We start from the raw sequence: 24,435 nt of genomic DNA on the forward strand, positions 1-24,435 counted from the left end.
GACCTCAATCCTTGGTCGGGGGCCAGTTGCCCGCCGCCAGTTGGTCAAGGTACGCGGCCACGGGAAGGTGGGTGGGTGGGAAATGAGGGGCATCACCGTTCTTCGGAACAACCACCACGCGAGTGAACGGGGCCAGGGCCCGGTTTCCCGTGTCGAGATGCTCCTGCGAATCGAAACGGACACACCAGGCGAAGTCGTGTTCGAACGACAGGTCGGGCTGCATGACTACCGTCAACCCAGACCTATCCGAAAACGCCTGCTCCAGGAACCTGCGGGCGCTGGCATGCGCTTCCATCCGGGATACCGACATCATTTCCCTCCACCATACGGAATATGGCCGATATATGGCACATCTTCCAGAATCGCCAATGTTCCGCTCTGTCCATCGAGGAACGCCACCCCGTACTCCGTGTTTACGGCATTGAACACGTGAGCACTTCCGTCCTCTCGCTCGATGTACACAACACTTCTGGCATCGGGCCCACGCGCCTCGATGTCGCGAATTATGTCATCATAACCGTGAACCCAGTCATATTCGCCGACCGCCCTGTCTTTGAGGCCGAGCACCTCCGGAGGGACGTGCGCTCCTTCCGCCCTCGGAGCAGCCGACACCTCGACCCCCTGCAGCCTCTGCTCCACAGTCACCACGTTGTGTGAACAGTTCATGGTATAGCCAGCACTGCCGGTAGGGTTGATTTCTTCGAGCCACGGGAATTTATGCTCCAGGAACTTCTTGGCATCCGCCTCGGAAACCGAATCCGCATGAATTGACCTCTCGGGCACCTTTTCCGTCGGCTTCGCGAGATCTTTCCAATCGAAGGATTCGATCGGGGTAGTCCCGGGGCTTGCCGCACTTTTCCCTGCTTGCTTTACCGAGGTCTCCGCGCCTTCTTCGGCCACTCGTACGCCAACGCGGGCCCCACCCATCCCCTTCGTGCCCAGCAGCTCCGGCACCAGGCGACCGAGACCCTCGCTGGGGTCGTCCTTCAGGGGGTCCAGGAGCGCGCCCGGGATGCGTTCCGGGTGGGCGGCCGTGGAGACGAGACCCGCCAGGGTCATGTTGACGTGCTGCGAGTACTCGGCCGGGTGCGTGAGGTTGTACGGGTCGTACGGGTTCAGGCCTCGGGCGAAGTCGACGGTGGCCGCCGTGCCCTTGAGCACGCCGCCGACGAAGTGGTTCAGCTCCAGCGCCTGGCCGGCCTCGTGGTCGACGAAGTTTCCCCAGGCGCGCTCGGATGCCGACGGCATGGCCGGGGCCTTCTCCGTGGCCGCCTCCACGGCCCGCTGGGCCGTTCCGGCGGCCTCGTCCCGCTGGCGGCGGGCCTCCGTGAGGATCTCCTGCGCGCGCCCCCGCGCCGCCTCGCCCGGGTCGGCGCCCGGTGCCGGGCAGGGGCCCGGGTCGCGGCCGGCCTTGGCCGCGGCCTCGTACGCGTCCGCCTTGGCCCGGTAGGCGTCGGCCGCCTCCTTCGTGGCCTTCACGCCCTGCCGGTAGAGGTCGACGGCCTGGGCGGCCTGCTTCTGGGCCCATTCCACGGTGTCCGCGTAGTGCTTGAGGGCATTGGCGCCGTCCTGGCAGGCGTCCGACGCGTGGAACCAGTCCTTGGGGTGCATCGCGAACTTCTCGCGGAACGCCTCGGCGGCGGCACCCTTCCAGTTGCCGGTTTCCAGGGCCTTCATGCCTTGGCCGACCTTGTCGAAGGCGGAGTGGAAGTCGGCGAGGTGGGCGGCCGCCTCGCGGATCGCCGCCGGCTTGCCGTGGACCAGTTCGTTTGCCTGCTCGGTCTGGCCGAGCTGCTGCTCGCCCACGGAGGCGCCGAGGTCGGAGGCGACGCCGTCGCCCCAGTCGTCGACCTTGTCCGCCCAGCCGTGCGCGCCGACCTGGTCCAGGACGTCGCCGACGCCGTGGGCGGCGCCGCTCACGCCCTCGCCGACCGCCTTCTTGGTGGCGTCCCAGCCGTCCTCCAGCTTCTCCAGCCCCCGGTCGACCAGACCTCCCCAGTCCGGCATCAGTGCCCACCGCCCTTGCCGGCCTCCGGTGCGGGTCCGACCCAGCCCTCCACGGCCCTGTCCATGTCGTCCCGCAGACCGGTGGCGTCCAGCAACTGGTTGTGGAGGAGGGTGTCGGAGCTGTTCACGTCCCGTACCGCGCCCTTCCAGGCCTCGGTGCTGTTCCCGTCGGCCCGCACGAAGGACTCCGCGCTGTAGTCCGCGTCCCTGACCTGCGTGTACGGGTTGTCGGCGAGGACTTCGCCCCAGCCCTTCCCGGTGATGTCGCCCTCGGAGGCGTACGGGTTGCCCATGGCCGAGTTGACCAGCACCTTGAAGCCGCCCTGGATGTACTGGTCCTGTTCGTGCACCAGGCCGGCCGACAGGCCGACGTTGGCGGCGAAGTCGTTGCCCTGCTGGACCAGCGAGCGCACGCCCCACTCCCAGCGCTCGCAGAACGCGTTGAAGGAAGAGGTCAGGCCGTCGTGGCCGGTCTCCAGCCCGGACAGCGACAGGTCCGAGAAGCCGCGGCCCATGCTCGCCGTGCCGACCATGCCGAGCTCCTTCAGCTCAGCCAGCGTCTTCGTGATGCCGTCGGCAATCTGCCCGAGTGCCTGCTTCGAGACGTCCAGGTCGGCCCCGTCCCCGCTCACGCCGCCACCTCCCCGTCCAGCGCCGCCGCGTCCGGCACGATCCCGCGCAGCGGCGGGAACACCGCCCGGTCGGGGCCGGCCGCGTCCAGGGCGACTCCGACCGGGAAGTCCAGCTCCGGGATCACCTCGTCCAGCAGCCGCGCCCCGGCCACCCGCCGGAACGCCCACTCCCGCCCGGCCTCGCCCCGCGCCTCGGCGAACCGGGCCAGGGCCTCCTCACCGGAGAAAGCGCAGATCCAGTCCAGGCCGCCGAGCTGAGCGGTCCACAGCCCGCCCCGCTCGTCCAGCGGCACCAGCACCACCCGCTCCCGGAACAGGTCCAGCCGCACCCCGGCCGCCTCCCGCGCCGCACCGAGCGGATCCGCGGGACGTCCGGCAGCCGCCGACACCGGCGGCACCGGGGCCCCCGCAGCCGCCCGCCCGGCCGCCGCCGCGCGCAGCTCGGCCCACTCCTCGTCAAATCCCACCCTGAGCAACCCCCTTGGCATCCACCGGTCGACCTCCCCGGCTCGACAGATCCTTGCACGGAGCAGCGACGGGGCCGCTGTCGGCGGATGGGATCATGCGGCGACACGTTCCTTCGCCCGCGAGGTGGTCTCTTGACGAAGGTGGCGCTGCGGCCCTACGCACTGTTGCCTCGGCAGTACGACGAACGGAAGGTCCTGGCCTCCACGGTGGACGCGTGGGGAAGGGCCCTCTGGTTGATGTGTGACAACGCCCGGTTCCAGCTCCGGCCCCATGGCTGGCGCTCCGTCGAACCGCCCGGGTTGCCCTTCGACGCGCTCCTCGTCATCCGTGACGGGGACCACGTCCGTGAGCAGACCCTGTACGGCGTGCCCACCGTCCCGACGAGGATCGACGCCCTGGCCCGGGACGAATTCGTCCTCTACGGCTTCGGCCGGGGGGACCGCAACGGCCAGGTCTTCGGCCGGCGGGGCCGCTGCCGCCGCCGTTTCTCCCTGGGCTCGGGGCTGCAGCACATGGTGGCGGACGGGCGGGCGAGCTTCTGGACGGGCTACAACGACGAGGGCGTCTACGGGGACCCCATCGGTGCGGGTGCCCTGGTCCGGTGGGACAGCGGCGGCAACCGCCGGCACGGTTTCCACCCGCCGGAGCCGCACCACATGGTGGTCGAGATCGACGCGCTCAACGTCACGGACTCGGTCGTCCGAGCCGCCTACGGCCCCGGCTCTCCCCTGGCCGAGCTGCGGGCCGGGGAGCCGATCCGGTTCCGGGAACTGCCCGTCGCCGACGCGTGGGGCCTCGCCGTCCGGGACGACCGTCTGCTGCTGCTCGGGGGCTCCGAGCGCGGCACGGCCCACACCCACCTGCGGCAGGTCCACCACTGCCGGCTGACCGACGGCGGGGCGGTGATCACCGGCCGGCGCGAGCTGACCTGGCCGAACGGTGATCCCGTGCGGCGGTACACCCGCCCCGTGGGCCGCGGGCCCCACCTCTACGTGCGCAACCGCCCCTCCATGCGGCAGTGGTACGTGCTGAGCGTGCCCTGACCGGCGGCTACTCCCACGGCACCTCCGGCGCCCGGTAGTACGCCGTGTCCTGCGCGGCCAGGCGGGGGGACTGGGCCGCCAGGCGGAGGCGGTAGGCGGGCCAGTCCAGGGCGGCCGCCGGGGACCAGCCGAGTTCCGCGATGCCGAGGAGGCGGGGGAAGGCCATGAGTTCCCAGTCGGCGCGGGTGGCGATGGTCTCCGTCCAGAGGGGGGCTTCGACGCCGAGGACGGCGGATTCGGGGGCGTCCGGGAGGTAGGCGCCCGGGTTCCAGGAGTAGGAGCGCTGCACCGGGACGTAGCCGGCCCAGGCCAGGCCCGGCTTCGTCGCCTTGTCGTACTTCATGTCCAGGTAGGCGCGGTCCGCCGGGGAGAGGATGAGGGGGTGGCCCTGCCGGGCGGCCGTCGCCACCGCCGTCTTCTCCGCCGCCGCCGTTTTGTCGTGGCCCCAGTACTGGAGGACGGCGCCCGGCGCCGGGCGGGCGTTCGCGAGCTGGTGCCAGGCCACCACCGTCTTGCCGTGCTCCGCCACCACCGCCTGGGCGCGGTCCATGAAGGCCGCGTAGTCCGCCGCCGGGGTGGAGTGGGCCTCGTCGCCGCCGATGTGGAGGTAGCGGCCGGGGGTGAGGGCGGCCAGTTCGCCGAGGACGTCGTCGACGAACTCGTACGTGCGCTCCTTGCCGACGCACAGCGAGCTGAAGCCGACCTTGATCCCGGTGTAGCGCTCGGGGGCCTTTCCGTCGCAGTTCAGCTCCGCGTAGGAGGCCAGGGCGGCGTTGACGTGGCCGGGCATGTCGATCTCCGGGACCACGTCGACGTAGCGGCGGGCCGCGTAGGCGACCAGGTCCCGGTATTCGGACTTGGTCCAGTGGCCGCCGGGCCCGCCGCCGACCTCGCTGCCGCCGCCGTACTCCGCCAGGCGCGGCCAGGAGTCGACGGCGATGCGCCAGCCCTGGTCGTCGGTGAGGTGCACGTGCAGGGTGTTGATCTTGTACTGGGCGAGCTGGTCGACGTACCGCTTGACCTGTTCGAGGGGGAAGTGGTGGCGGGCGATGTCGACCATGGCCCCCCGGTACGCGAAGCGCGGGGTGTCCGTGACGTCCCCTCCCGGGACCTCCCCCGCGCCCCGCACCGGCAGCAGCTGCCGCAGCGTCTGCCCGCCCCGGAAGAGGCCCGCCGGGGCGTGCGCGGTCAGGGTGACCCCGGAGGCGGTGGTCCGCAGCCGGTAGCCCTCCGCGCCCAGCTCCCGGGCCCGGGCGTCCAGCCGCAGCCGGATCCCGTCCCCCTCCTCCCCGTCGACCACCGGCAGCGGCAGCCCCGCGGCCGCGCGCAGCTGCTCCGCGAGGAGCTCGCCGACCTGCCGCACCTCCTCCGGGGAGCCCGGCCCGGTACGGATCACCGTGCCCGGACCGAAGGCGTACCCGGCACCGCCCGAGGCCCGCGCGGAGACCGGAGCCGGCAGGAGGCGTTCGTAGGGGGTGAGGACGGCGGAAGCGTGCGGGGGCCTGGCGTCGTCGCCGTGGGCCGCCGTGCAGGAGACGGCGGCACCCAGGGCGAGGAGGGCGGCGAGCGTGCGGCGCAGGGCTCTCATCCGCCCAGGTATAGGCCAAACGGCTCCCCCTCGGGCCGCATATGGCGGTGGGAGAATCACCGGATGGCGGAAATCATCCAGAAGGACGGTACTTGGACCTTCGACGGGGACACGGTGCGCATCGTGCCGGGCCGCGACAAGGGGGTGGGGCTGCTCCGGCAGCACCTGGGCGAGGTGGTCGTGCCGCTGCGCGCGATCGGGGGGATCAGTTACGAGCCGGGGCGCAAGGCGGGCCGGCTGCGGCTGAGGCTGCGGGACGGGGCGGACCCGCTGGTGCAGGTGACGGGCGGGCGGCTGCCGGAGGCCTCGGACCCGTACCGGCTGTCGGTGGAGTCGGACCGCAGCGGGGTCGCGGAGTACTTCGTGGACGAGGTCCGCAACGCCCTGCTGCTGGACCAGGTGGATCCGGGGCCGTGCGACGCGTACCTGATGCCGGGGCCGCCGGTGCCGCTCTCGTTCGGCGCGGGTGACGCCACGGCCTCCTTCGACGGTGACCGGGTGGTGCTGGACTGGAACTGGACCACGGAGGAGGCCAAGCGCTCCGGCGGCCCGTGCGAGTTCCGGGTCGCGGACGTGCGGGCGGTGGACTGGTCGCCGTCGAAGGGGCTGGACAACGGCTGGCTGCGGTTCACGCTGGAGGGGGCGGCGAAGGCCCCCGCGCCCAAGTACGACCGCTGCACGGTGGAGCTCTTCGGCTTCAAGAAGGACCCGCTGATGGCGCTGGTCGCGGCGGCCGTGGCGGTACGGATGCCCCATCCGGCGGCTCCCGCGCCCGAACCGGACCGGCCGGCGGCTCTGCCTCTCGCGGACGCGGCCCCGGCGCTGGCGGGCGAGGCCGCGGACCACGACACCCTGCTGCGGCGGCTGCGCGAGGTGGGCGAGCTGCACCAGTCGGGGATCCTCACCGCCGATGAGTTCTCGGCGGCGAAGGCGGCGATTTTGGGTCGTTTCTGACCACGGCGTACCGGAATCTCCCCTTCCCTGGTCCAGACCAGCGAGATCCTGCCCGATATCGGGCAGGATCTTTGCGTTTCACTCCTTGGACAGTCAATATCTACTGGTGCTCGACCGCCGCCCGTCGCATGACGACCTCGTCGACCACCTGGTGCGCAGCACCGCGCTGCAGCGCGGAGAAGCCGCCCGGGTGGTACTGGACGTGCTCGCCTACTTCAACGAGACGACGGAGGAGTTCGTCCGCCGCCGCCACCGCGAGCTGCAGTCGGGCGGCGCGGTCAACGCCGAGATCTTCGAGCGGATCGCGGCCGAACTGCCGCACCGCGCCGTGGCGCCACCGGAGCTCTCGCTCCGGCAGCTGCGCCGCATCGTCTACGGCTGACAGGGGCCGGGGCGACCCGGGCCTGCCGCGCGGGGAAGAGCACGACCACCGAACCTCAGGAGGGGCAACACCGTATGTGCGGAATCGTCGGTTACATCGGCAAGCGCGACGTGGCGCCGCTGCTGCTCGAAGGCCTGGCACGACTGGAGTACCGCGGATACGACTCCGCCGGCATCGTCGTCAACAGCCCGAAGGCCGCCGCGCTGAAGATGGTCAAGGCGAAGGGCCGCGTCCGCGACCTGGAGGCCCGCGTCCCCAAGCGCTTCGCCGGCACCACCGGCATCGCCCACACCCGCTGGGCCACCCACGGCGCACCGAGCGACACCAACTCGCACCCGCACCTGGACCCCGAGAACAAGGTCGCCGTCGTCCACAACGGCATCGTCGACAACGCCGCCGAGCTGCGCGCCAAGCTGGAGGCCGAGGGCGTCGTCTTCGCGTCCGAGACCGACACCGAGGTGATCACCCACCTGATCGCCCGCTCCCAGGCCGACAGCCTGGAGGAGAAGGTCCGCGAGGCGCTCAAGGTCATCGAGGGCACCTACGGCATCGCCGTCATGCACGCCGACTTCGCCGACCGCATCGTCGTCGCCCGCAACGGCTCCCCGGTCATCCTCGGCATCGGCGAGAAGGAGATGCTCGTCGCCTCCGACGTGGCCGCCCTGATCGCGCACACCCGCCAGGTCGTGACCCTCAACGACGGCGAGATGGCCACCCTCAAGGCCGACGACTTCCGCACTTACACCACCAGCGGTACGACGACCACCGCCACCCCGGAGACCGTGGAGTGGGAGGCCGCCTCCTACGACATGGGCGGCCACGACACCTACATGCACAAGGAGATCTCCGAGCAGCCCGACGCGGTCGACCGCGTGCTGCGCGGCCGGATCGACGACCGCTTCAACACCGTCCACCTGGGCGGCCTGAACCTGGACCCGCGCGAGGCGCGCGGCATCCGCCGGGTCAAGATCCTGGGCTGCGGCACCTCGTACCACGCCGGTCTGATCGGCGCCGGGCTGATCGAGAGCATGGCCCGCATCCCCGCGGACGCCGAGCCGGCCTCCGAGTTCCGCTACCGCAACCCGGTCGTGGACCCCGACACCCTGTACATCGCCGTCTCCCAGTCGGGTGAGACGTACGACGTGCTCGCGGCCGTCCAGGAGCTCAAGCGCAAGGGCGCCCGCGTCCTCGGCGTGGTCAACGTGGTCGGCTCCGCGATCGCCCGCGAGGCCGACGGCGGCGTGTACGTGCACGCCGGCCCCGAGGTCTGCGTCGTCTCCACCAAGTGCTTCACCAACACGGTGGTGGCCTTCGCGCTGCTCGCCGTGCACCTCGGCCGGATCCGGGACCTGTCGGTCACCGACGGCAAGCGGATCATCGACGGCCTGCGCAAGCTGCCCGCGCAGATCGAGGAGATCCTCAAGGGCGAGGAGGACATCAAGCGCCTCGCCGCCGAGTACGCCGACGCCAAGTCGATGATGTTCATCGGCCGCGTCCGGGGCTACCCGGTCGCGCTGGAGGCCTCCCTCAAGCTGAAGGAGATCTCCTACATCCACGCCGAGGCCTACCCGGCCTCCGAGCTGAAGCACGGCCCGCTCGCCCTCATCGAGCCGGCCATGCCGACGGTCGCGATCGTCCCGGACGACGACCTGCTGGAGAAGAACCGCGCGGCGCTGGAGGAGATCAAGGCCCGCAGCGGCCGGATCCTGGCCGTCGCCCACCGCGAGCAGGAGAAGGCCGACCACACCATCCTCGTGCCCAAGAACGAGGACGAGCTGGACCCGATCCTGATGGGCATCCCGCTCCAGCTGCTGGCGTACCACACCGCCCTGGCCCTGGGCCGGGACATCGACAAGCCGCGCAACCTGGCGAAGTCCGTCACGGTCGAGTAGTCGCCACTGCGCACGCGGAAGCACCCGCGGGCACGGCACTCGGAAGGGGTGCCACCGGAACTCCGGTGGCACCCCTTCGCGTTGTCCCGCGGTCCGGGCCCGTCAGCCCGCGGCGACCGCCCGTCCGGAGCTCCTGCCCAGCGCCATCGGCCAGTTGGCCAGCGCGGCCGTGGCCCCGTACCAGGCCAGCAGGCCGGACACGGCCGCGACCCAGCCGCCCGCCTTGGCCAGGCCGGCGCTGTCCGCGAAGGCGGCTATGGCCAGCAGGAGGAGGGAGAGGGTCAGCAGGGCGTAGACGCCCTGGCCGAACAGCCCGCTCGACGCGGCGAGCGTCAGGGTCAGCGCGAGCATCGCGAAGAGGACGAGAAACGTTCCGGCCGCCTCGTCGGAGACCGTGGCCCCCGCGCCCTTGGCCCAGGTGAACCAGAAGATGCCGAGGCCCGCGAAGGCGGTGCCGTTGAACCCGTTGCCGCCGCGGTACTCCAGGAGGCCGAGGAGGAAGAGGGCCGCGCCGCCGACGTACATGGCGAGCGACACGGAGTTGGCGGCGGTCACACCCGAGAGGACACCCGTGTGGCCGATACCGAACGCGAGAAGGGTGAGACCCAGGGCGATGTTCCCCAGGGTCGAAGTCGAGGCCGTGCTTCCCGCAGAGACACCATTGTCCACGGCGGGCTCCCTTCGATCTGCAGTTGTTTGCTGCGTCCCAGCAGCATTTATCTACCCTTTACAAGGGGGTTCACAACCGCACAATCGACATACAACGGGTTACGGAATGACAACAACGGGTCGCTGCGCCCGCTTCGCCAGCCGCCCCGCGACCGAGCCGAAGATCCGGCCGACGATCCCGTGCGTGGAACCCACCACGATGGCGTCCGCCGAGTACTCCCGGCCGACCTCCTCCAGCTCGTGGCAGATGTCACCCCCGCGCTCGACGAGGATCCACGGCACCTCGGACAGGTAGTCCGCGCAGGCCAGCTCCAGGCCGAGCACCTCGGTGCGGTGGTCGGGGACGTCCACGAACACGGGCGGCTCGCAGCCGGCCCACACCGTGGTGGGCAGCCGGTTCGCCACGTGCACGATGATCAGACCGGAACCGGAGCGCCGGGCCATGCCGATCGCGTAGGCCAGGGCGCGCTCACTGGACGTGGATCCGTCGAAGCCCACCACCACGCCGTGCCGGAAGGCCGGGTCGCAGGGATGGCGCGTCTGTTCCACCGCGCGCAGGTCGCTCGATACGGAATCGGCGAGGTGCTTGCGCTTGCGGTCCGCGGGTTCGGAGAATTCGTGACCGGCCATGGTGTCTCGGGGAGGAGTCCTCGGGGGAAGCGACAGGGACGGTTTCAGTGGCTCGGATCTTCTGACGACGGAGGCCCGGGCCGCGAGCGTTTTTGACGACGCAGCGTGACCGGACTCCGTCCTGGAAGCATCTTTCCAAGCCCTTACCCACCAGGGTACGGCGACACTCCTGTCCTGCACAGGGCATGCCGCCCTTGGAGAGCGTCCCAGGGAGCATGCCGGAGCGCGGGCGCCTTGGCAATGGCAGCTGTCCCCTACAGCCAGTGACGAGAGGCCCTTGCGCCACCCGTGCGCGCAGTGACCGAGGCCCGTACCGGGGCGTTGGACAAGAGTCCGACCGTCCAGGAAGAGCCCGCAGGGAGTACGCCGTGCCCGGCCATCCGGTTCACCCCGTCCAGCCCGTCCAGCCCGCTCCGATGACGCGGTCCGCCCGGTCCGCCCGCTCCGCGCCGTCCTCCGCGCGCGCTCCGCTTCACCCGTCCGTGCAGTCCGCCGGACGGGTGCACGACGACCCGGCGGGTGACGTCGTGCGCTGGGCCGCCTTCAGCTGCCTGCTCGTGCCGGTCGTGCTGGTCGTCTACGGGACCTCGTACGGAGGGGCCGCCGTGGCGACCCTGGGACTGGCGGCCGTCACGGCCGCCTGCCGGGTGCTGCTGCGGTACTCGGAGAAGACGGAACGGGCCGCGGCACGCGTGCTGTCGGAGGATCCGCTTCCGCCCGGGCACCGCGGCCGGCACTCCCGCACCGGGGCCGGTTCGCACCGCGGCTGCCACGGTTCCGGCGGCGCGTCCCCCCACGACTGACCGATTCGCACGTACACACCCGGTTGTTTTCAGCCAACTTCCGGACCCTGTGCTTCCCTTGCCGGAATGTCCCCCCAACCCCCCTACCATCAGCGACTACGGGCGACAGGGGACGATTCGACCCCATGGGTACTGGCCACGGCCGGATCGCGGGGTTCCCCGTCGGGTAGCGGAGTGGAACGCTTCCTGATCGAATGCTTTTCGCCAAGTTGCCAAGTCGACATAGCGCTGCGTGCTGAACTTGTCACGCCGACACCACGGGACGCAGTAGATTCGATCATGTATTTACGGCGGGGGATCCACGTGCAAGGCCGAGGGGAAACGTGCAGGTGCGACCAGACCAAGGAGTCGCGACACCCAAGGGGGGCTTAGCGCCATGAGCCAGGATTCCACCGCCGCTGTCGTCGCAGACGCGGGCCGGAAGCTCGCGGGGCGTCGCCGCAGGGAGATCGTCGCCGTGCTGCTGTTCAGCGGCGGGCCGATCTTCGAGAGTTCCATTCCGCTGTCCGTGTTCGGCATCGACCGGCAGGACGCGGGAGTTCCACGCTACCGACTGCTCGTGTGCGCCGGGGAGGACGGTCCGCTGCGGACCACCGGCGGACTCGAACTGACCGCGCCGTACGGGTTGGAGGCGATCGCCCGGGCAGGCACGGTCGTCGTCCCGGCATGGCGCTCCATCACCTCACCACCGCCGCCGGAAGCGCTCGACGCGCTGCGCCTGGCGCACGAGGAGGGGGCCCGGATCGTCGGCCTGTGCACGGGAGCCTTCGTGCTCGCCGCCGCCGGGCTGCTGGACGGCCGGCCCGCGACGACGCACTGGATGTACGCGCCGACGCTGGCCAAGCGCTACCCGTCCGTCCACGTCGACCCTCGCGAGCTGTTCGTCGACGACGGCGACGTGCTGACGTCCGCGGGCACCGCGGCCGGAATCGACCTGTGCCTGCACATCGTGCGCACCGACCACGGCAGCGAGGCGGCCGGGGCCCTGGCCCGCAGGCTCGTCGTGCCGCCGCGCCGCACGGGCGGCCAGGAGCGCTACCTCGACCGGTCGCTGCCCGAGGAGATCGGCGCCGACCCGCTCGCCGAGGTCGTCGCCTGGGCACTGGAGCACCTCCACGAGCAGTTCGACGTGGAGACGCTGGCCGCCCGCGCCTACATGAGCAGGCGCACCTTCGACCGGCGGTTCCGCTCGCTCACCGGCAGCGCGCCGCTCCAGTGGCTGATCACCCAGCGGGTGCTCCAGGCACAGCGGCTCCTGGAGACCTCCGACTACTCGGTCGACGAGGTCGCCGGACGCTGCGGCTTCCGGTCGCCGGTCGCCCTGCGCGGCCACTTCCGGCGGCAGCTGGGCTCCTCCCCGGCCGCCTACCGCTCCGCCTACCGCGCCCGCCGGCCCCAGGCCGACGTGTCCCCGGTGTCGGAGATGCAGGGCTCGCCGGTGCCGCACCAGCGCACCCCGCAGCCCCAGCGGGCCGCGGCGGCCCTGGCCGCCTCCGGTCCGAGCGTGACCGAGCTGTACGCCCCGAGCCGGGTGCTGCGCGAGCACGCGTAGCCGTCCCCCGCAGGAGCGAGGAGGTCCCCCGCACCGGTAGAGCACCGGTGCGGGGGACCTTCGGCATAAGGTGGGGCGCATGAACGATCGCATGGTGTGGATCGACTGCGAGATGACCGGGCTCTCGCTGACGGACGACGCACTTATCGAGGTGGCCGCACTGGTCACCGACTCGGAGCTCAACGTGCTCGGCGAAGGCGTGGACATCGTGATCCGCCCGCCGGACGCGGCCCTGGAGACCATGCCCGACGTGGTGCGCGAGATGCACACCGCCTCCGGCCTGCTCGACGAGCTGGCCGCCGGCACGACCCTCGCCGACGCCGAGGCGCAGGTCCTGGCGTACGTGCGGGAACACGTGAAGGAGCCGCGCAAGGCCCCGCTGTGCGGAAACTCGGTCGGCACCGACCGCGGGTTCCTCTCGCGCGACATGCCCGCGCTGGAGGGCCACCTGCACTACCGGATCGTGGACGTGTCCTCGGTCAAGGAGCTGGCGCGCCGCTGGTACCCGCGCGCGTACTTCAACAGCCCGCCGAAGAACGGCAACCACCGGGCGCTCGCGGACATCAGGGAGTCCATCGCCGAGCTGCGCTACTACCGGGAAGCGGTCTTCGTGCCGCAGCCCGGACCCGACTCGGACACCGCCCGCACCATCGCCGCCAAGCACGTGGTGACGGACGAGTGACGGACGAGTAGACCCTCCGGAGGGGGGTGCGGGGGAAAGGTGGAGCGAGCACCCTCCAACACCCTGTACCCTTTTCTTCGGCCGGTCGTTCTGCGACCGGACATGGTGGGTGTAGCTCAGCTGGTAGAGCACCTGGTTGTGGTCCAGGTGGCCGCGGGTTCAAGTCCCGTCACTCACCCTGCGGGAAGGCCCCGGTACGCGGAAGCGGACCGGGGCCTTCTGCGTTCCCGCTCCGCGGTCCTACGTCGACCCGCGGACGATCAGCTCCGCCGGCAGGACGACCTCCTCCCGCTCCCGGGAACCCCCGCCCGAGATCCGGGCCAGCAGCAGCCGCGCCATGGTCCGGCCCAGCTCCTCCGCCGGCGGCCGCACGCTGGTCAGCGGCGGGTCCAGGTGCCGGGCCAGCGCCGAGTCGCCGAAGCCCACCAGCGCCACGTCCTGCGGCACCCGCCGCCCGGCCGCGCGCAGCTCCCGCCGGGCGCCCGCCGCCAGCAGGTCGGAAGCGGCGAAGACGGCGTCCAGGGCGGGCCGGCGCTCCAGCAGCTCCCGCATGGCCCGCCGGCCCCCGTCCTCGCCCGGTCCGCCGACCGCGACGAGCCGCTCGTCCGGCGGGTGCCCGGCGGCGGCCAGGGCCCGCCGGTAGCCCTCCAGGCGGCGCCGGGCCCCCTCGTCCCCGGGCGGGCCCGCGATGGCGGCTATCGTCCGCCGGCCCCGCCCCAGCAGGTGGCGCACCGCCTCGGCGGCGCCCCCCAGGTGGTCGCAGTCCACGCTCGGCAGCGTCCCGGCGCCGGGCCCGCGTCCACCGACCACCGCCGGGATCCCCGGCGGCGGCTCCACCCCGCCCGACGCCGGCAGCAGCACCCCGTCGACCCGGTGCCCGGACAGCGCCGGCACCCCGCCCCCGAGGGCGAGGACCAGCTCCACCCCGGCCCCGGCCAGCGCCTCGGCGGCCCCGCGCAGCACACCGGCGAAGCAGGCTTCCGTGAGCAGGGGCGACTGCGGCTCGGGCAGCACCAGGGCGACGGCTCCGGCCCGGTCGGCGGCCAGCGCCCGGGCCGCGCGGTCGGGGACGTACCCGAGCTCGGCGACGGCGGCCTCGACGGCCGCCCGGGCACGCTCGCTGACCCCCGGCGAGCCGTTGACCACCCGGGAGGCGGTGCCGCGCCCGACACCGGCCCGCAGGGCGACCTCCTCCAGGGTCGGCCGTCCCCGCCCGCGCCCGTGACCGTTCATGGCTGCCTCCCGCTGCGAATCTACCCCGAGGGGAGACCCGGACGGCCCGTGTGCGCGAGGGCTTCCGAAGCGGGCGTTCCATGGCTAGCGTCACGGCCGACGGGCAACGGTGCGCGCCGGAGAAACGGGAGGGTCGGCGCGCGGCTGGAGGCTGCCCCCATGTCCCGTTCCACCGCGTCCCGGCCCGTGGCCGGGGCCGCTCCCGCAGGGTTCCGCGGGGTGTTCGCCCTCGGCGGGCGCGCCCTGCCCGTACACGCGTTCCTGGCCCGGCTGCCCGCCGCGCTCTGCCCCATCGGGACGCTGCTGCTGATCAACGACCGCGACGGCATCGGCGACGCCGGCGCCGTCGCGTCTGCGCTCTGGCTGGGCCAGGCCCTGGGCGGCCCGGTCATCGGGAGGCTGGCCGACCGGCGCGGCCACCGCCCGGTGCTGCTCGTCGCCTGCGCCGCCAACTCCGCCGTACTGTGCGCCCTGGTCGCGGCCGTGCTGGCCGGGCTGCCGCTGGCCGCCCGCATGGCGCTGGCGGTGGCGGCCGGGCTGACCGTCCCGCAGGTGGGGCCGCTGGCGCGGGCCCGGTGGGCGCGGCTGGCCGGGGAGGACCGGGCCCTGCTGGGCTCCGCGCTGTCCTTCGACACCACCCTCGACGAGGTCGGCTTCGTGGTGGGGCCCGCGCTGGCCGGGATCCTCGCGGTGACCGTGCACCCGGCCTCGGCGCTGGTGCTGGCGGCACTCCTGATCCTGGTGTCGGGGACGCTGTTCGCCCTGCACCCGAGCGCGCCCGGGCCGGTCGCAGCGGCGGGCGCGCGGGCCGGCGTACGGCTGTGGTCGCCGGGGCTGGCCCTGCTGTTCACGATGGCCGTGCTGCAGGGGGCCGCGTTCAGCGGGGCCAACACGGGGGTCAACGCGCTGGCGGGCTCGCTCGGCGAGGGCGGCGCGGCCGGGCTGGTCTGGGCCGGGATGGCGGTGACCAGCTCGGTCGCCGGTCTGGTGACGGTGGCCCGGCCCGGGAGCGCGGACCTGCCGGTGCGGCTGCGGTGGACGGTCGGGATCCAGGCGCTGCTCACGCTGCCGCTGCTCGCGGTGTCGGGGCTGTGGGGTGCGGCGGCGGCCGTGGCCGGGATCGGGCTGGCCGTGGCCCCGCACCTGATCGCGCTGTTCGGGCTGGTCGAGCGGACCGGCCCGGCGGAGCGGATGGGCGAGGCCATGACCGTGCTGGGCAGCGGCCTGATCGTGGGTCAGGCCCTCGCCGCGGCGGCGGCCGGCCCGCTGGCCGCCGCGTACGGGTACCGGGCCGCGTTCGCCGTGTCGTGCGGGGCGGTGGCCGCGTCGGCCCTGCTGGGGCTGGTGGCCGCGGGGCGGGTCCGGTTCGGGTCCGCCGCCGGGGGCGCCGTCACGAGGACTGCAGCGCTCCCAGAGCCTTCGCCAGGTCTTCCGGGGTCATGACGGGGCCGACCTCGATCTCGGCGTTGAACTCGTGGAACAGGTCCCAGGTCAGCGACGGCATCTGCGTGCTGTCCTGGAGGTCGAAGACGATCCAGCAGGAGCGCACGCCCTCGTGGAGGCCGAAGTAGGCGGCCTCCGGCTTGACCTTCTCCAGGAGCTTCTTGATCGCTTGGGGCAGGCCCCCCGTCTTGATGCCCTCGTTGGTGGCGGCCGTGTCCATGTGGGCCCTGAGCATGACTCTCATGCGTGGCTCCTTCCGTCACGGCCACCCTCGGCGCGGTACGGGGGCGCGGCAACATTTGCGCCCCCGTCCGGCGCAGCGGCGCGGGGCGGCGGCCAGGGGCCGGCGGCGGTCAGGCGGAGGGGGCGTCCGCCGCCTGGATGTGGAAGTTGAACTCCGAGTGCCCCAGGGCGCCCATGACGCGCAGCCACACCGGGAGCAGCATCTCGGTGCCGCGCGCGGTCTCGATGCCGCCGAGGTCGAGGATGGCGCGGTCCGGCCAGCCGAAGGAGCCCAGCAGGTCGTGGACGGTCTTCTTGGCGTCGGCGTCCTCGCCGGAGAGGAAGACGGTGTGCTCGCCCGGCACCCGGGCCGGGTCGACCATGATCTGGCAGTTCATGGTGTTGAGGGTCTTGACCACGCGCAGCCGCGGGAAGGTGCGCTGGATCAGCTCGCCGAGGCTGTCGTCGTTGGCGGGGTCCAGGACGGGCGGGAAGCCCTTGGAGAAGTCCAGCGGGTTCGAGATGTCGATCAGGACCTTGCCGTCCAGGTCGGCGGCGTCGGCCTCGCCCAGGGCATCGACACTGACCCGGCCGCCGGTGGCGTTGACCAGGACCTCGCCGTCGCGGGCGGCCTCCGCGAAGCCCGCGAGACCGATCGCCGGGTGGGCCGTCTGCCATTCGGCGTACTCGGCGCGGGCGAGGGTGGACTGCGGGTCGCGGGTGCCGATGACCACCTCGTGGCCCAGGGAGGCCAGCCGGGCGGCCACCGTACGGCCGACGACGCCGGTGCCGAGAACTGCGTAGCGCATGTGGATGTCCCATCAGGATCGGTTCTGCACGTGCCGGGCGCGGGGTGCGGCCGCTCCGGGGACCGGCGTGTACCGGCCCCCAACTGGCGCGATCCGTACGGTATTCCACGGTGTGGCGGAACGTCTCCGTCCAAGATCCCGGATTCGTGGAACGTCCTCGTCCGGTGTCGGGCCGGGTGCCTGGCGTCAGGCGCCGCGGCGCCTGCGGCGGGCGCGGCGGACGCGGGCCCCGCCCTCGCCGCGCCGGGCCCGGCCGTCCAGCGCGATCCACACCCGCACCTCGGTCCCGCCGAGCACCGAGCGCCCGAGCCGCACGTCGCCGCCGGTGGACTCGGCGACCCGGCGCACGATGTCCAGGCCCAGCCCCGTCGAGCCGTCGCGGGCGCCGTCGTTGCCGCGCCGCAGGGCGGCGTCCGGGTCGGCGATGCCGGGGCCGGCGTCGGAGACGAGGACGATGACGGCGTCCCCGGCGTCGTGCACGTCCACAGCGAAGGGGGTGCCCTCCGGGGTGTGCCGGAAGACGTTGCCGAGCATCGCGTCGAGCGCGGCCGCCAGCTCGGGGCGGGCCACCGGGATGCGCACGGTGCGGTCCACGCCCGCGAGCCGGACCTCGCGGCCCTCGTCCTCGGCCAGCGCCGACCAGAAGGCCATCCTGTCGCGGATCACCTCGGAGGCGTCGCAGCCGGCGGTGGCGGTGGCGGTGCCGGCGGACGGGCGCTGTTCGCGGGCGGTACGGATGATCGTGTCGACCTCCCGTTCCAGCTGCTCCACCGCCGCCCGGGTGTGCTCGGCGGCCGGGCCGTCCCCCAGGGAGGCCGCGTTGAGCCGCAGTACGGTCAGGGGCGTGCGCAGCCGGTGCGAGAGGTCGGCGGCGAGCTCCCGCTCGTTGGCGAGGAGTTCCACGACCTGGTCCGCCATCGAGTTGAACGCGACGGCCGCCGAGCGGAGTTCCTTGGGGCCGTCCTCCGGCACCCGCGCCCCGAGCCTGCCCTCCCCCAGCTGGTGCGCGGCGTCCGCGAGCCGTTCGGCGGGGCGCACCAGGCGGGCGCCGAGCCGGTCCGCGACGGCCACCGAGCCGATGACGAGGGCGAGTCCGACGCCGCCGAGGACCAGCCAGGCGGTGGTGACCCCGTTGCTGACCTCGCTCTCGGGGACGTAGATCTCGATGACCGCGATGTCCCCGGAGCCCAGGGCGATGGGCTGGAGCAGGGCCGAACCCCCGCCGGGGACGCGGGCGGTGGTCGCCCGGCCGAGGGAGCGGGTCTCCGCGACCGCGTGGGCCCCGGCGCGGCCCTCGCCGATGTCCACGGCGGCGGCGCCGCCGATCGCCGGGACGTGGACGGCCATCCGTCCGGCGGCGCCCATCTCGGTGGACTCCACGGCCCGGCGCAGCTGCGCGGGGTCGGTGGTGACGGTCAGGGTCGGCCCCATGGTGGCGGCCTGCCGTTCGGCGTTGGAGAAGGCCCGGTCGCTGGCCATCTCCCGCACCACCATCGCCAGTGGCACGGCGAAGGCCAGGACCACCATGGTCGTGACCGCGAGGCACACCTTGACCAGCGCCCACCTCACGGCGTCCGCCTCACGGCGGTCCGCCCCGCAGCGGTCCGCCCCGCAGCGGTCCGCCCCGCAGGGGTCCGCCTCACAGCGGCGGCTCCAGCTTCACGCCGACCCCGCGCAGGGTGTGCAGGTAGCGGGGCCGGGCGGCGGTCTCGCCGAGTTTGCGGCGCAGCCAGGACAGGTGCACGTCTATGGTCTGGTCGTCGCCGTAGGACTGCTGCCAGACCTCGGCGAGCAGCTCGCGCCGGGCCACGACCACGCCGGGCCGGCCGGCGAGGAAGGTCAGCAGGTCGAACTCCCGCCGGGTGAGGTCGAGTACGGCGCCGTCGAGTTCGGCCTGGCGGCGCAGCGGGTCGATGGCGAGGCCGCCGACGCGCAGGACGCGCGAGGGCGGTTCGGCACCCGCGGCCGCGCGGGCGCGGCGCAGGACGGCGGCCATCCGGGCGGAGAGGTGCTCGACGGAGAAGGGTTTGGTCAGGTAGTCGTCGGCGCCGTCGTTGAGGAGCCGGACGATCTCGGCCTCGTCGTCGCGGGCGGTGGCGATGATGACCGGTACGTCGGTGATGCCGCGCAGCATCTTCAGGGCCTCGGAGCCGTCGAGGTCGGGCAGTCCGAGGTCGAGGATGACCACGTCGAAGCGGTTGTGGGCGACTTCGCGCAGGGCCTCCAGGGCCGTGCCGACGCTCCGCACGGTGTGGGAGGCCTCGGTCAGGTGCCGGATGAGGGCGGAACGTACGAACTGGTCGTCCTCGACCACGAGCACACTAGCCATGGGCGCACCGTAGTCCATCCGGGGGACCCGGGGAGGTGCGGGGACGACCTTGTGACGTGTGGTGCACTATGTGCCCTGATGCGACGAGGACCTGTACATGCCATGGCCTGGGTGCTGGCGACCGCTGCCGCCGTGACCCTGTCGTGGTGGGGTGTGCACACGGTCATGTCCGGGACGGCCTACGATCCCCCGCGCGCGGTGCCGTTGACGGCCAGGGCGCCGGACGCCGCTCCGCCGCCCTCCTCCGCCCCGGGGCCGGATCCGACGCCCTCGCCTTCCGGTTCCCCGTCCGCGTCCCCGTCGCCCTCCGCGTCCGCGTCGGACCGGGCCGGGGCCGCCCCCTCGCCGCCCGCGCGGTCGAAGCAGGCGCCGGCGCCCGGCCGGAGCCCGGGCCCGGAGGGCGGCCAGGGCGGCGGGTCCGGCACGGTGAAGAGCTACTCGGTGTCGGGCGGCCGGGTCGTCTTCGACCTCGGGGCCACCTCGGCCGGGCTGGTCTCGGCGACGCCGGAGGCGGGCTGGCGGATGCAGGTGTGGAAGCAGGACTTCTGGATCCGGGTCACCTTCACCCAGGGCAGCCGCGAGGTGTCGGTGTTCTGCACCTGGCACGACCACCCGCCGATGGTGGAGACCGTCGACCCCTAGCGGGGCCTCAGCGGAAGACCGAGGGCGGCGGCTGCGGGGAGGGGACGGCGGAGGCGTCCTTCACCGGGGCGGCTCCTCCCGTGAAGTCGGCCAGGGCGCGGCCGTGCTCGACCCGGCCGGGGTGCGGGTCGCTCGCCACGCGGCGGGTGAACTCCGCCACGGGCAGCTCCCGGTCGGAGGCCACGAGCACCGCGTTGCCGAAACGTTTCCCCCGCCAGACGACGGGATCCGCCGCCAGCGCCAGCTCCGCGAACCGCGAAGCGGCCGTGGCGACCTGGCCCCGCAGGTGCGCCAGCGGCGGGCCGTCCGCCAGGTTGGCCACGTACCAGCCGGTGGGCGCCAGCGCCCGGCGCACCTCGTCCAGGAACTCCCCGCTGGTCAGGTGGGCCGGAGTGCGCGCCCCGCTGAACACGTCCGCGATGACCAGGTCCGCCCAGCCGTCCGGCACCTTCGCGAGCCCCGCCCGCGCGTCCACGGCCCGTACGCGGATCCGCGCCTGCGGGTCCAGCGGCAGGTATTCCCGTACGAAGGCCACCAGGGCCCCGTCCACCTCCACCACCTGCTGCGTGGAGCGGGGGCGCGCGGCGGCCGTGTAGCGGGCCAGGGTGAAGGCGCCGCCGCCCAGGTGCACCACGTTCAGGGGCTGCCGGGCGGGCGCGATCAGGTCGATCAGGTGGCCGATCCGGCGCTGGTAGGCGAAGTCCAGGTGGCCCGGGTCGTCCAGGTCCACGTGGGACTGCGGGGCGCCGTCGATCAGCAGGGTCCAGGCGCGGGAGCGCTCGCGGTCCGGTGCCAGCTCGGCGAGCCCGCCGCCCACCTGTCCGGAGACCGGTCCGGCGGCCGGTATCGCGCCGCCCCTGCCGCTCCTGCTGCCCTTGCCTTTGCCTGCCACGCCCCCATTATCGCTGGCCAGGGCATCACCGACAGTTGTCGGCCGCCTCGATGAGCCGGGCCGCCTCGCCCAGCGCGGCGCGCAGCACCTCGGGATCGGTGACCGGCCCCACCGCGTCGGGGGGCAGCAGCCAGCCCGTACCGCCCGCCGTGGGCGCGGCGGCGAGGTCGCCGAAGCGCATGCCGCGCCCGTTGGTCTGCGTACAGGCACTGCCCGGCAGGTCCCAGGCGTCGGCGGTGCCGGGCGGGACGAGGAAGCCGAGGGTGTCGCCGGAGCCGTCGTGCAGGACCGGGCCGACGCCGGGGGCGGCCAGGCCCGCGCCGCGCCGGATGATGTCCACCGCCTCCAGGCCCTGGCGGGTGGGCACGGTCACCAGGTCCGGGGCCGCGACGGGGGCCTGCGGGCCCGGGGCCGGAGCCGGGACCGGGGAGGGCGCGCCGGGTCCGGGCGCGGTGTTCGTTCCGATGCTGTCCATGCCGGCCTCCACCAAGGGGAACCCCTCCTCGATCCGTATCCGCATGGGTTCAACGCACGGAAGCGTCAACGGGTGCGGCGGCAAGACGCCGCAAAGGATGGCAGTTCATGGCGGATCGCGGGTGAGATATCCGTTTTGTAGCCAAACACCGCATGAAGCACCCGCCGCTGGCGGTACGTTCATGCGCGCCGGAGCCCTGACTCCGGAGCGAGACCGACAGGGATCGACGGGGGTCCTGCTTCCCGCGGGACACCTGGGATCGTCCAGAGAGGCACACGTCGATGGCGGCGTCCCCCCACTCACCCAACTCCTCCTTCCGCCGCCTGCGCGGACAGCACTCCCCCGCCGAGTTCGCGGCCATGGTCCGCCGCGCGGCCCGGGAAATCGGCGAAACGGTTTCCTGCGACGCCCGCTACATCGGCCGGGTCGAGTCCGGCGAGATCCGGTGCCCCAACTACGCCTACGAGCGGGTCTTCCTCCAGATGTTCCCCGGCCGCACCCTGGCCGACCTCGGCTTCTCCCCGCGCGAGGCGGTGCGCGGCCGGGGGGCGCAGCGCGCACTGCCGGCGCCGCCGGCCTTCACCCACCTCGTCCGGCGTTCCAAGGAGAGCGACGTGCTGCGTCGCGCGTTCATGACGGGCGGCTCCGCGACCGTGGCGGCCGCGACGCTCAGCCTCACCCTGCTCGGCGACGCCCGCAGGATCCCCTCCCGCGCCGGGGAGGCCGAGGCCGCCGCGGTCGAGGACGCGGTGCGGCAGATCCGGCTGCTGGACGACCGGCACGGCGCCGACGCCCTCTACCGGCGGGCGGCGCAGCCCCTGAAGACCGCGTACGCGCTGCTCGACGCGGGGGCCACCCGGCAGTCCACCGAGGACCGGCTGCACGCGGGGGCCGGGGAGCTGGCCGTCTCGGTGGGCTGGCTCGCGCACGACTCGGGCCGCTTCGAGGACGCCCGCTCGCACTACTCGGAGGCCCTGGCCACCGCCCGGGTCTCGGGCAACGCGGCCCTGGAGGCGCACGCCTTCAGCAACATGGCCTTCCTGGCCCGGGACCGCGGCCGCCACCGCGAGTCGGTACGGGCGGCCCAGGCGGGCCGGCGCGCGGCCCGCTCACTGGGCTCGCCCCGGCTGCTGGCGCTGCTGGCCCTGCGGGAGGCGGGCGGCTGGGCGGGGCTCGGGGACCGCAGGGCGTGCGAGGAGTCCCTGGCCCGGGCGCACGCGGACTTCGCGCGGGGCGCGTCGGCCGCCGACCCGGAGTGGATGTCCTTCTTCGGCGAGGCCGAACTGGAGTCGCTGGAGTCCCGCTGCTGGGCCGCCCTCGGGGAACACGCCCGCGCGGCCCGGCACGCCCGGCGCGCGGCGGACCTCCAGGACCCGCACTTCGCGCGGAACGTCGCCCTCTACACGGCGGAGCTCGCCGACGACCTGGCCCGGGCGGGCGCGCCCGACGAGGCGGCCTGGGCGGGCGGCCGGGTCCTGGACCTGCTGGCCGAGGTCCGCTCGACCCGGATCCGGTCGATGCTGGCGGGCACGGCCCGCACCCTGGTCCCCCACCAGCGCTCCCCGCGCGTCGGCGCGTTCCTGACGCGGCACGCGGAGGTCTAGCGGTCGCGGGACCGGCGGCTCCGGCCGGCCGGGGCCTCCGGTGGTGCGGGGGCGCTCCGCGGGGGCCTCGTCATTCGGCTGCGGGTGCGTTGTGGCCGGGCGCGCAGTTCCCCGCGCCCCTGGCAGGGCACGGCCGGGGCGGCGTGTGGCCTGCCGGGCCCGGGCGGCGCCGTGTGCCGGGTGCGGGTGCGACGTGGCCGGGCGCGCAGTTCCCCGCGCCCCTGGCGGGACACCGCCCGGGCGGCGCACGGCCTGCGGCCGGCTCTGGTGAGCCCGAGCGGCGCCGTGCGGCCGGTCGCGCAGTTCCCCGCGCCCCCGGGCGGGATACGGCCGAGGCGGGGCCTGGCCTGCGGCCGGTTCTGCCGGGGGCCGTGCGATGCCGTGCGCCGGGCGCGGGGTCCCCCACGGCCCGGGCGCGGGCGGTCAGGGGCCGACGTACTCGAAGACCGCGCCGTCCGGGTGGCGGAGTACGGCGCGGCGGCCGTTGGGGGTGTCCGCGGGCGGGGCGATCAGCTCGGCCCCGGCCCCCGTGGCCTCGGCCACCGCGGCGTCCAGGCCGGCCACGGTCAGCGTGGCCGCCACGGCGGCGAACCGCCCGGCCGCCTCGTCCGGTCCGCTGAACAGCAGGAACGGCCCGGTGCTCGCCAGTTCCAGGCCGGCGAAGGCGAACCGGACGACCGGTTCGCCCGTGAGCTTCGCGTAGAAGGCCACGGCGTCTTCGAGGTCGGCCACGCGCCGCCGCAGTACCACCGATGAGATCGTCATGGCCCGATCATCCCAACCCCGTTCGGCCGCAACCGAGTTGGGGTCAGCCCTCCAGATGGCCCGTGTCGTTCCAGCGCTCCAGCGCAGGGGCGCCGTAGGCCCAGCCCAGGACCGACAGGGAGGTCGGGTCCAGGCGGATGCGGGCGCCAAAGGAGGCCTCGAAGCCGAGCCAGCGGGCGGCCAGCGTGCGCAGGATGTGGCCGTGCGCGAAGACGAGGACGTCGCGCTCCGCCGCACGGGCCCAGGCCACGACCTCGTCGGCGCGCGCCGAGACGTCGGCGACGGACTCGCCGCCGGGGACCCCGTCGCGCCAGATCAGCCAGCCCGGCCGGACCGCCTGGATCTCGGCCGGGGTCATGCCCTCGTAGTCGCCGTAGTCCCACTCCATCAGGGTGTCCCAGGGATCGGCCTGGGCCCCGAAGCCGGCCAGGTCGCAGCTCTCGCTCGCGCGGACCAGCGGGCTCGTGCGCACCTCCAGGCCGCGCAGGCCCGCCCAGGGTTCCCGGGCCAGGCGTTCGCCGAGCCGCTTCGCCCCCAGCCTGCCCTCCTCCAGCAGCGGCACGTCCGTGCGTCCCGTGTGCTTGCCGAGCAGGGACCATGCCGTCTGGCCGTGGCGGGCCAGCAGGATGCGGGGGGCCATCTGTGTTTCTCCCGGTCCGTGGGGGTTCACCGTCCGTCCATCATCGCCGACGCGGCCGCAAGGGCGGGGACCGGACCGT

Annotated in this window: 27 protein-coding genes and 1 tRNA gene; 11 read left to right on the plus strand and 17 right to left on the minus strand. The window is 73.5% G+C overall.

The features are described from left to right. Positions 1–4 precede the first annotated feature (4 nt). From AC07A6_RS08525 to AC07A6_RS08540, 4 genes are read right to left on the minus strand one after another with little or no spacing between them, the layout of a single operon-like run. Positions 5–313, minus strand: a complete 309-nt coding sequence (locus tag AC07A6_RS08525) for a YrhB domain-containing protein (protein ID WP_478776551.1) — start codon at positions 311–313, stop codon at positions 5–7. Continuing rightward, on the minus strand, positions 310–2,007 hold the full coding sequence (locus tag AC07A6_RS08530) for a putative T7SS-secreted protein (RefSeq protein WP_478776552.1): 1,698 nt from the start codon (positions 2,005–2,007) through the stop codon (positions 310–312). Before AC07A6_RS08530 ends, AC07A6_RS08525 begins: the two co-directional genes overlap by 4 nt. Beyond that, complete coding sequence (locus AC07A6_RS08535; protein WP_478776553.1) at positions 2,007–2,639, minus strand: hypothetical protein; 633 nt, start codon at positions 2,637–2,639, stop codon at positions 2,007–2,009. The genes AC07A6_RS08530 and AC07A6_RS08535 overlap by 1 nt, the downstream gene beginning before the upstream one ends. Continuing rightward, entirely contained in the window at positions 2,636–3,106 is a 471-nt protein-coding gene (locus AC07A6_RS08540) for an SseB family protein (protein WP_478776554.1), read from the minus strand. The genes AC07A6_RS08535 and AC07A6_RS08540 overlap by 4 nt, the downstream gene beginning before the upstream one ends. A gap of 141 nt (positions 3,107–3,247) precedes the next feature. On the opposite strand from AC07A6_RS08540, the gene AC07A6_RS08545 reads away from it, so the two are divergent. Continuing rightward, positions 3,248–4,150, plus strand: a complete 903-nt coding sequence (locus AC07A6_RS08545) for a hypothetical protein (RefSeq protein WP_478776639.1) — start codon at positions 3,248–3,250, stop codon at positions 4,148–4,150. Positions 4,151–4,157: 7 nt separating this feature from the next. Here AC07A6_RS08545 and AC07A6_RS08550 read toward each other — a convergent pair whose 3' ends face one another. Further along, entirely contained in the window at positions 4,158–5,738 is a 1,581-nt protein-coding gene (locus tag AC07A6_RS08550) for a beta-N-acetylhexosaminidase (RefSeq protein WP_478776555.1), read from the minus strand. 63 nt (positions 5,739–5,801) lie between these two features. On the opposite strand from AC07A6_RS08550, the gene AC07A6_RS08555 reads away from it, so the two are divergent. The 3 genes from AC07A6_RS08555 (at position 5,802) to glmS (ending at position 8,966) form a co-directional block, all read left to right on the plus strand. Further along, positions 5,802–6,692 (plus strand): DUF4429 domain-containing protein, encoded by an 891-nt coding sequence (locus AC07A6_RS08555; protein WP_362461757.1) that lies wholly within the window; start codon positions 5,802–5,804, stop codon positions 6,690–6,692. Positions 6,693–6,798: 106 nt separating this feature from the next. Continuing rightward, the gene (locus AC07A6_RS08560) at positions 6,799–7,074 is read left to right on the plus strand and encodes a hypothetical protein (protein ID WP_007264192.1); all 276 of its coding nucleotides are present in this window, start codon (positions 6,799–6,801) and stop codon (positions 7,072–7,074) included. Positions 7,075–7,148: 74 nt separating this feature from the next. Further along, positions 7,149–8,966: a glutamine--fructose-6-phosphate transaminase (isomerizing) gene (glmS, locus tag AC07A6_RS08565; RefSeq protein ID WP_362461760.1), complete on the plus strand. Its 1,818-nt coding sequence runs from the start codon at positions 7,149–7,151 to the stop codon at positions 8,964–8,966. A gap of 102 nt (positions 8,967–9,068) precedes the next feature. Here glmS and AC07A6_RS08570 read toward each other — a convergent pair whose 3' ends face one another. Together AC07A6_RS08570 and AC07A6_RS08575 are read right to left on the minus strand one after the other, a co-directional pair. Beyond that, a complete protein-coding gene (locus tag AC07A6_RS08570) occupies positions 9,069–9,635 on the minus strand; it encodes a GPR1/FUN34/YaaH family transporter (protein ID WP_478776556.1) in 567 nt (188 codons plus the stop codon). Between the two features lie 99 nt (positions 9,636–9,734). Next, the gene (locus tag AC07A6_RS08575) at positions 9,735–10,265 is read right to left on the minus strand and encodes a universal stress protein (RefSeq protein ID WP_362461766.1); all 531 of its coding nucleotides are present in this window, start codon (positions 10,263–10,265) and stop codon (positions 9,735–9,737) included. 416 nt (positions 10,266–10,681) lie between these two features. On the opposite strand from AC07A6_RS08575, the gene AC07A6_RS08580 reads away from it, so the two are divergent. The 4 genes from AC07A6_RS08580 to AC07A6_RS08595 all read left to right on the plus strand — a co-directional run bounded on the left by AC07A6_RS08580 (position 10,682) and on the right by AC07A6_RS08595 (position 13,480). Continuing rightward, a complete protein-coding gene (locus AC07A6_RS08580; protein WP_478776640.1) occupies positions 10,682–11,068 on the plus strand; it encodes a hypothetical protein in 387 nt (128 codons plus the stop codon). Between the two features lie 376 nt (positions 11,069–11,444). Next, positions 11,445–12,620, plus strand: coding sequence for a helix-turn-helix domain-containing protein (locus AC07A6_RS08585; protein WP_125817271.1), 1,176 nt, complete (start codon positions 11,445–11,447; stop codon positions 12,618–12,620). A 79-nt stretch (positions 12,621–12,699) separates the two neighbouring features. Beyond that, the gene (gene orn, locus AC07A6_RS08590) at positions 12,700–13,302 is read left to right on the plus strand and encodes an oligoribonuclease (RefSeq protein WP_125817272.1); all 603 of its coding nucleotides are present in this window, start codon (positions 12,700–12,702) and stop codon (positions 13,300–13,302) included. Positions 13,303–13,407: 105 nt separating this feature from the next. Continuing rightward, positions 13,408–13,480, plus strand: a tRNA-His gene (locus AC07A6_RS08595). A 62-nt stretch (positions 13,481–13,542) separates the two neighbouring features. Here the strand turns inward: AC07A6_RS08595 and AC07A6_RS08600 are convergent. Continuing rightward, on the minus strand, positions 13,543–14,535 hold the full coding sequence (locus tag AC07A6_RS08600) for a LacI family DNA-binding transcriptional regulator (RefSeq protein WP_478776557.1): 993 nt from the start codon (positions 14,533–14,535) through the stop codon (positions 13,543–13,545). Positions 14,536–14,694: 159 nt separating this feature from the next. Between AC07A6_RS08600 and AC07A6_RS08605 the strand changes: the two genes are divergently transcribed. After that, entirely contained in the window at positions 14,695–15,978 is a 1,284-nt protein-coding gene (locus AC07A6_RS08605; RefSeq protein WP_478776558.1) for an MFS transporter, read from the plus strand. Here the strand turns inward: AC07A6_RS08605 and AC07A6_RS08610 are convergent. The 5 genes from AC07A6_RS08610 to AC07A6_RS08630 form a co-directional block, all read right to left on the minus strand. Then, complete coding sequence (locus AC07A6_RS08610; RefSeq protein ID WP_478776559.1) at positions 15,926–16,222, minus strand: hypothetical protein; 297 nt, start codon at positions 16,220–16,222, stop codon at positions 15,926–15,928. The two genes, AC07A6_RS08605 and AC07A6_RS08610, sit on opposite strands and share 53 nt — an antisense overlap. 109 nt (positions 16,223–16,331) lie before the next feature. Further along, complete coding sequence (locus AC07A6_RS08615) at positions 16,332–17,009, minus strand: NADPH-dependent F420 reductase (protein ID WP_478776560.1); 678 nt, start codon at positions 17,007–17,009, stop codon at positions 16,332–16,334. Between the two features lie 186 nt (positions 17,010–17,195). Beyond that, complete coding sequence (locus tag AC07A6_RS08620; protein ID WP_478776561.1) at positions 17,196–18,578, minus strand: sensor histidine kinase; 1,383 nt, start codon at positions 18,576–18,578, stop codon at positions 17,196–17,198. Between the two features lie 70 nt (positions 18,579–18,648). Then, positions 18,649–19,338, minus strand: a complete 690-nt coding sequence (locus AC07A6_RS08625; RefSeq protein ID WP_128636943.1) for a response regulator transcription factor — start codon at positions 19,336–19,338, stop codon at positions 18,649–18,651. 179 nt (positions 19,339–19,517) lie between these two features. Continuing rightward, positions 19,518–19,763 carry a hypothetical protein gene (locus AC07A6_RS08630; RefSeq protein WP_478776562.1) on the minus strand — a complete coding sequence of 82 codons (246 nt, stop codon included), beginning with the start codon at positions 19,761–19,763 and terminating at the stop codon, positions 19,518–19,520. 1 nt (position 19,764) lies between these two features. On the opposite strand from AC07A6_RS08630, the gene AC07A6_RS08635 reads away from it, so the two are divergent. Beyond that, positions 19,765–19,980: a hypothetical protein gene (locus AC07A6_RS08635; RefSeq protein ID WP_362461788.1), complete on the plus strand. Its 216-nt coding sequence runs from the start codon at positions 19,765–19,767 to the stop codon at positions 19,978–19,980. 7 nt (positions 19,981–19,987) lie between these two features. Here the strand turns inward: AC07A6_RS08635 and AC07A6_RS08640 are convergent, their stop codons facing one another. After that, positions 19,988–20,872, minus strand: coding sequence for a spermidine synthase (locus AC07A6_RS08640; protein ID WP_478776563.1), 885 nt, complete (start codon positions 20,870–20,872; stop codon positions 19,988–19,990). A 25-nt stretch (positions 20,873–20,897) separates the two neighbouring features. After that, positions 20,898–21,347, minus strand: coding sequence for a hypothetical protein (locus AC07A6_RS08645; RefSeq protein WP_362461794.1), 450 nt, complete (start codon positions 21,345–21,347; stop codon positions 20,898–20,900). Positions 21,348–21,628: 281 nt separating this feature from the next. On the opposite strand from AC07A6_RS08645, the gene AC07A6_RS08650 reads away from it, so the two are divergent. After that, positions 21,629–22,951 (plus strand): tetratricopeptide repeat protein, encoded by a 1,323-nt coding sequence (locus AC07A6_RS08650; protein ID WP_478776564.1) that lies wholly within the window; start codon positions 21,629–21,631, stop codon positions 22,949–22,951. A 423-nt stretch (positions 22,952–23,374) separates the two neighbouring features. Here AC07A6_RS08650 and AC07A6_RS08655 read toward each other — a convergent pair whose 3' ends face one another. Together AC07A6_RS08655 and AC07A6_RS08660 are read right to left on the minus strand one after the other, a co-directional pair. Then, positions 23,375–23,716, minus strand: coding sequence for a VOC family protein (locus AC07A6_RS08655; RefSeq protein ID WP_362461799.1), 342 nt, complete (start codon positions 23,714–23,716; stop codon positions 23,375–23,377). A 43-nt stretch (positions 23,717–23,759) separates the two neighbouring features. Continuing rightward, a complete protein-coding gene (locus AC07A6_RS08660; RefSeq protein WP_362461802.1) occupies positions 23,760–24,356 on the minus strand; it encodes a histidine phosphatase family protein in 597 nt (198 codons plus the stop codon). Positions 24,357–24,435: the final 79 nt, after the last annotated feature.

This window comes from Streptomyces sp. NPDC044002 (assembly GCF_056434525.1).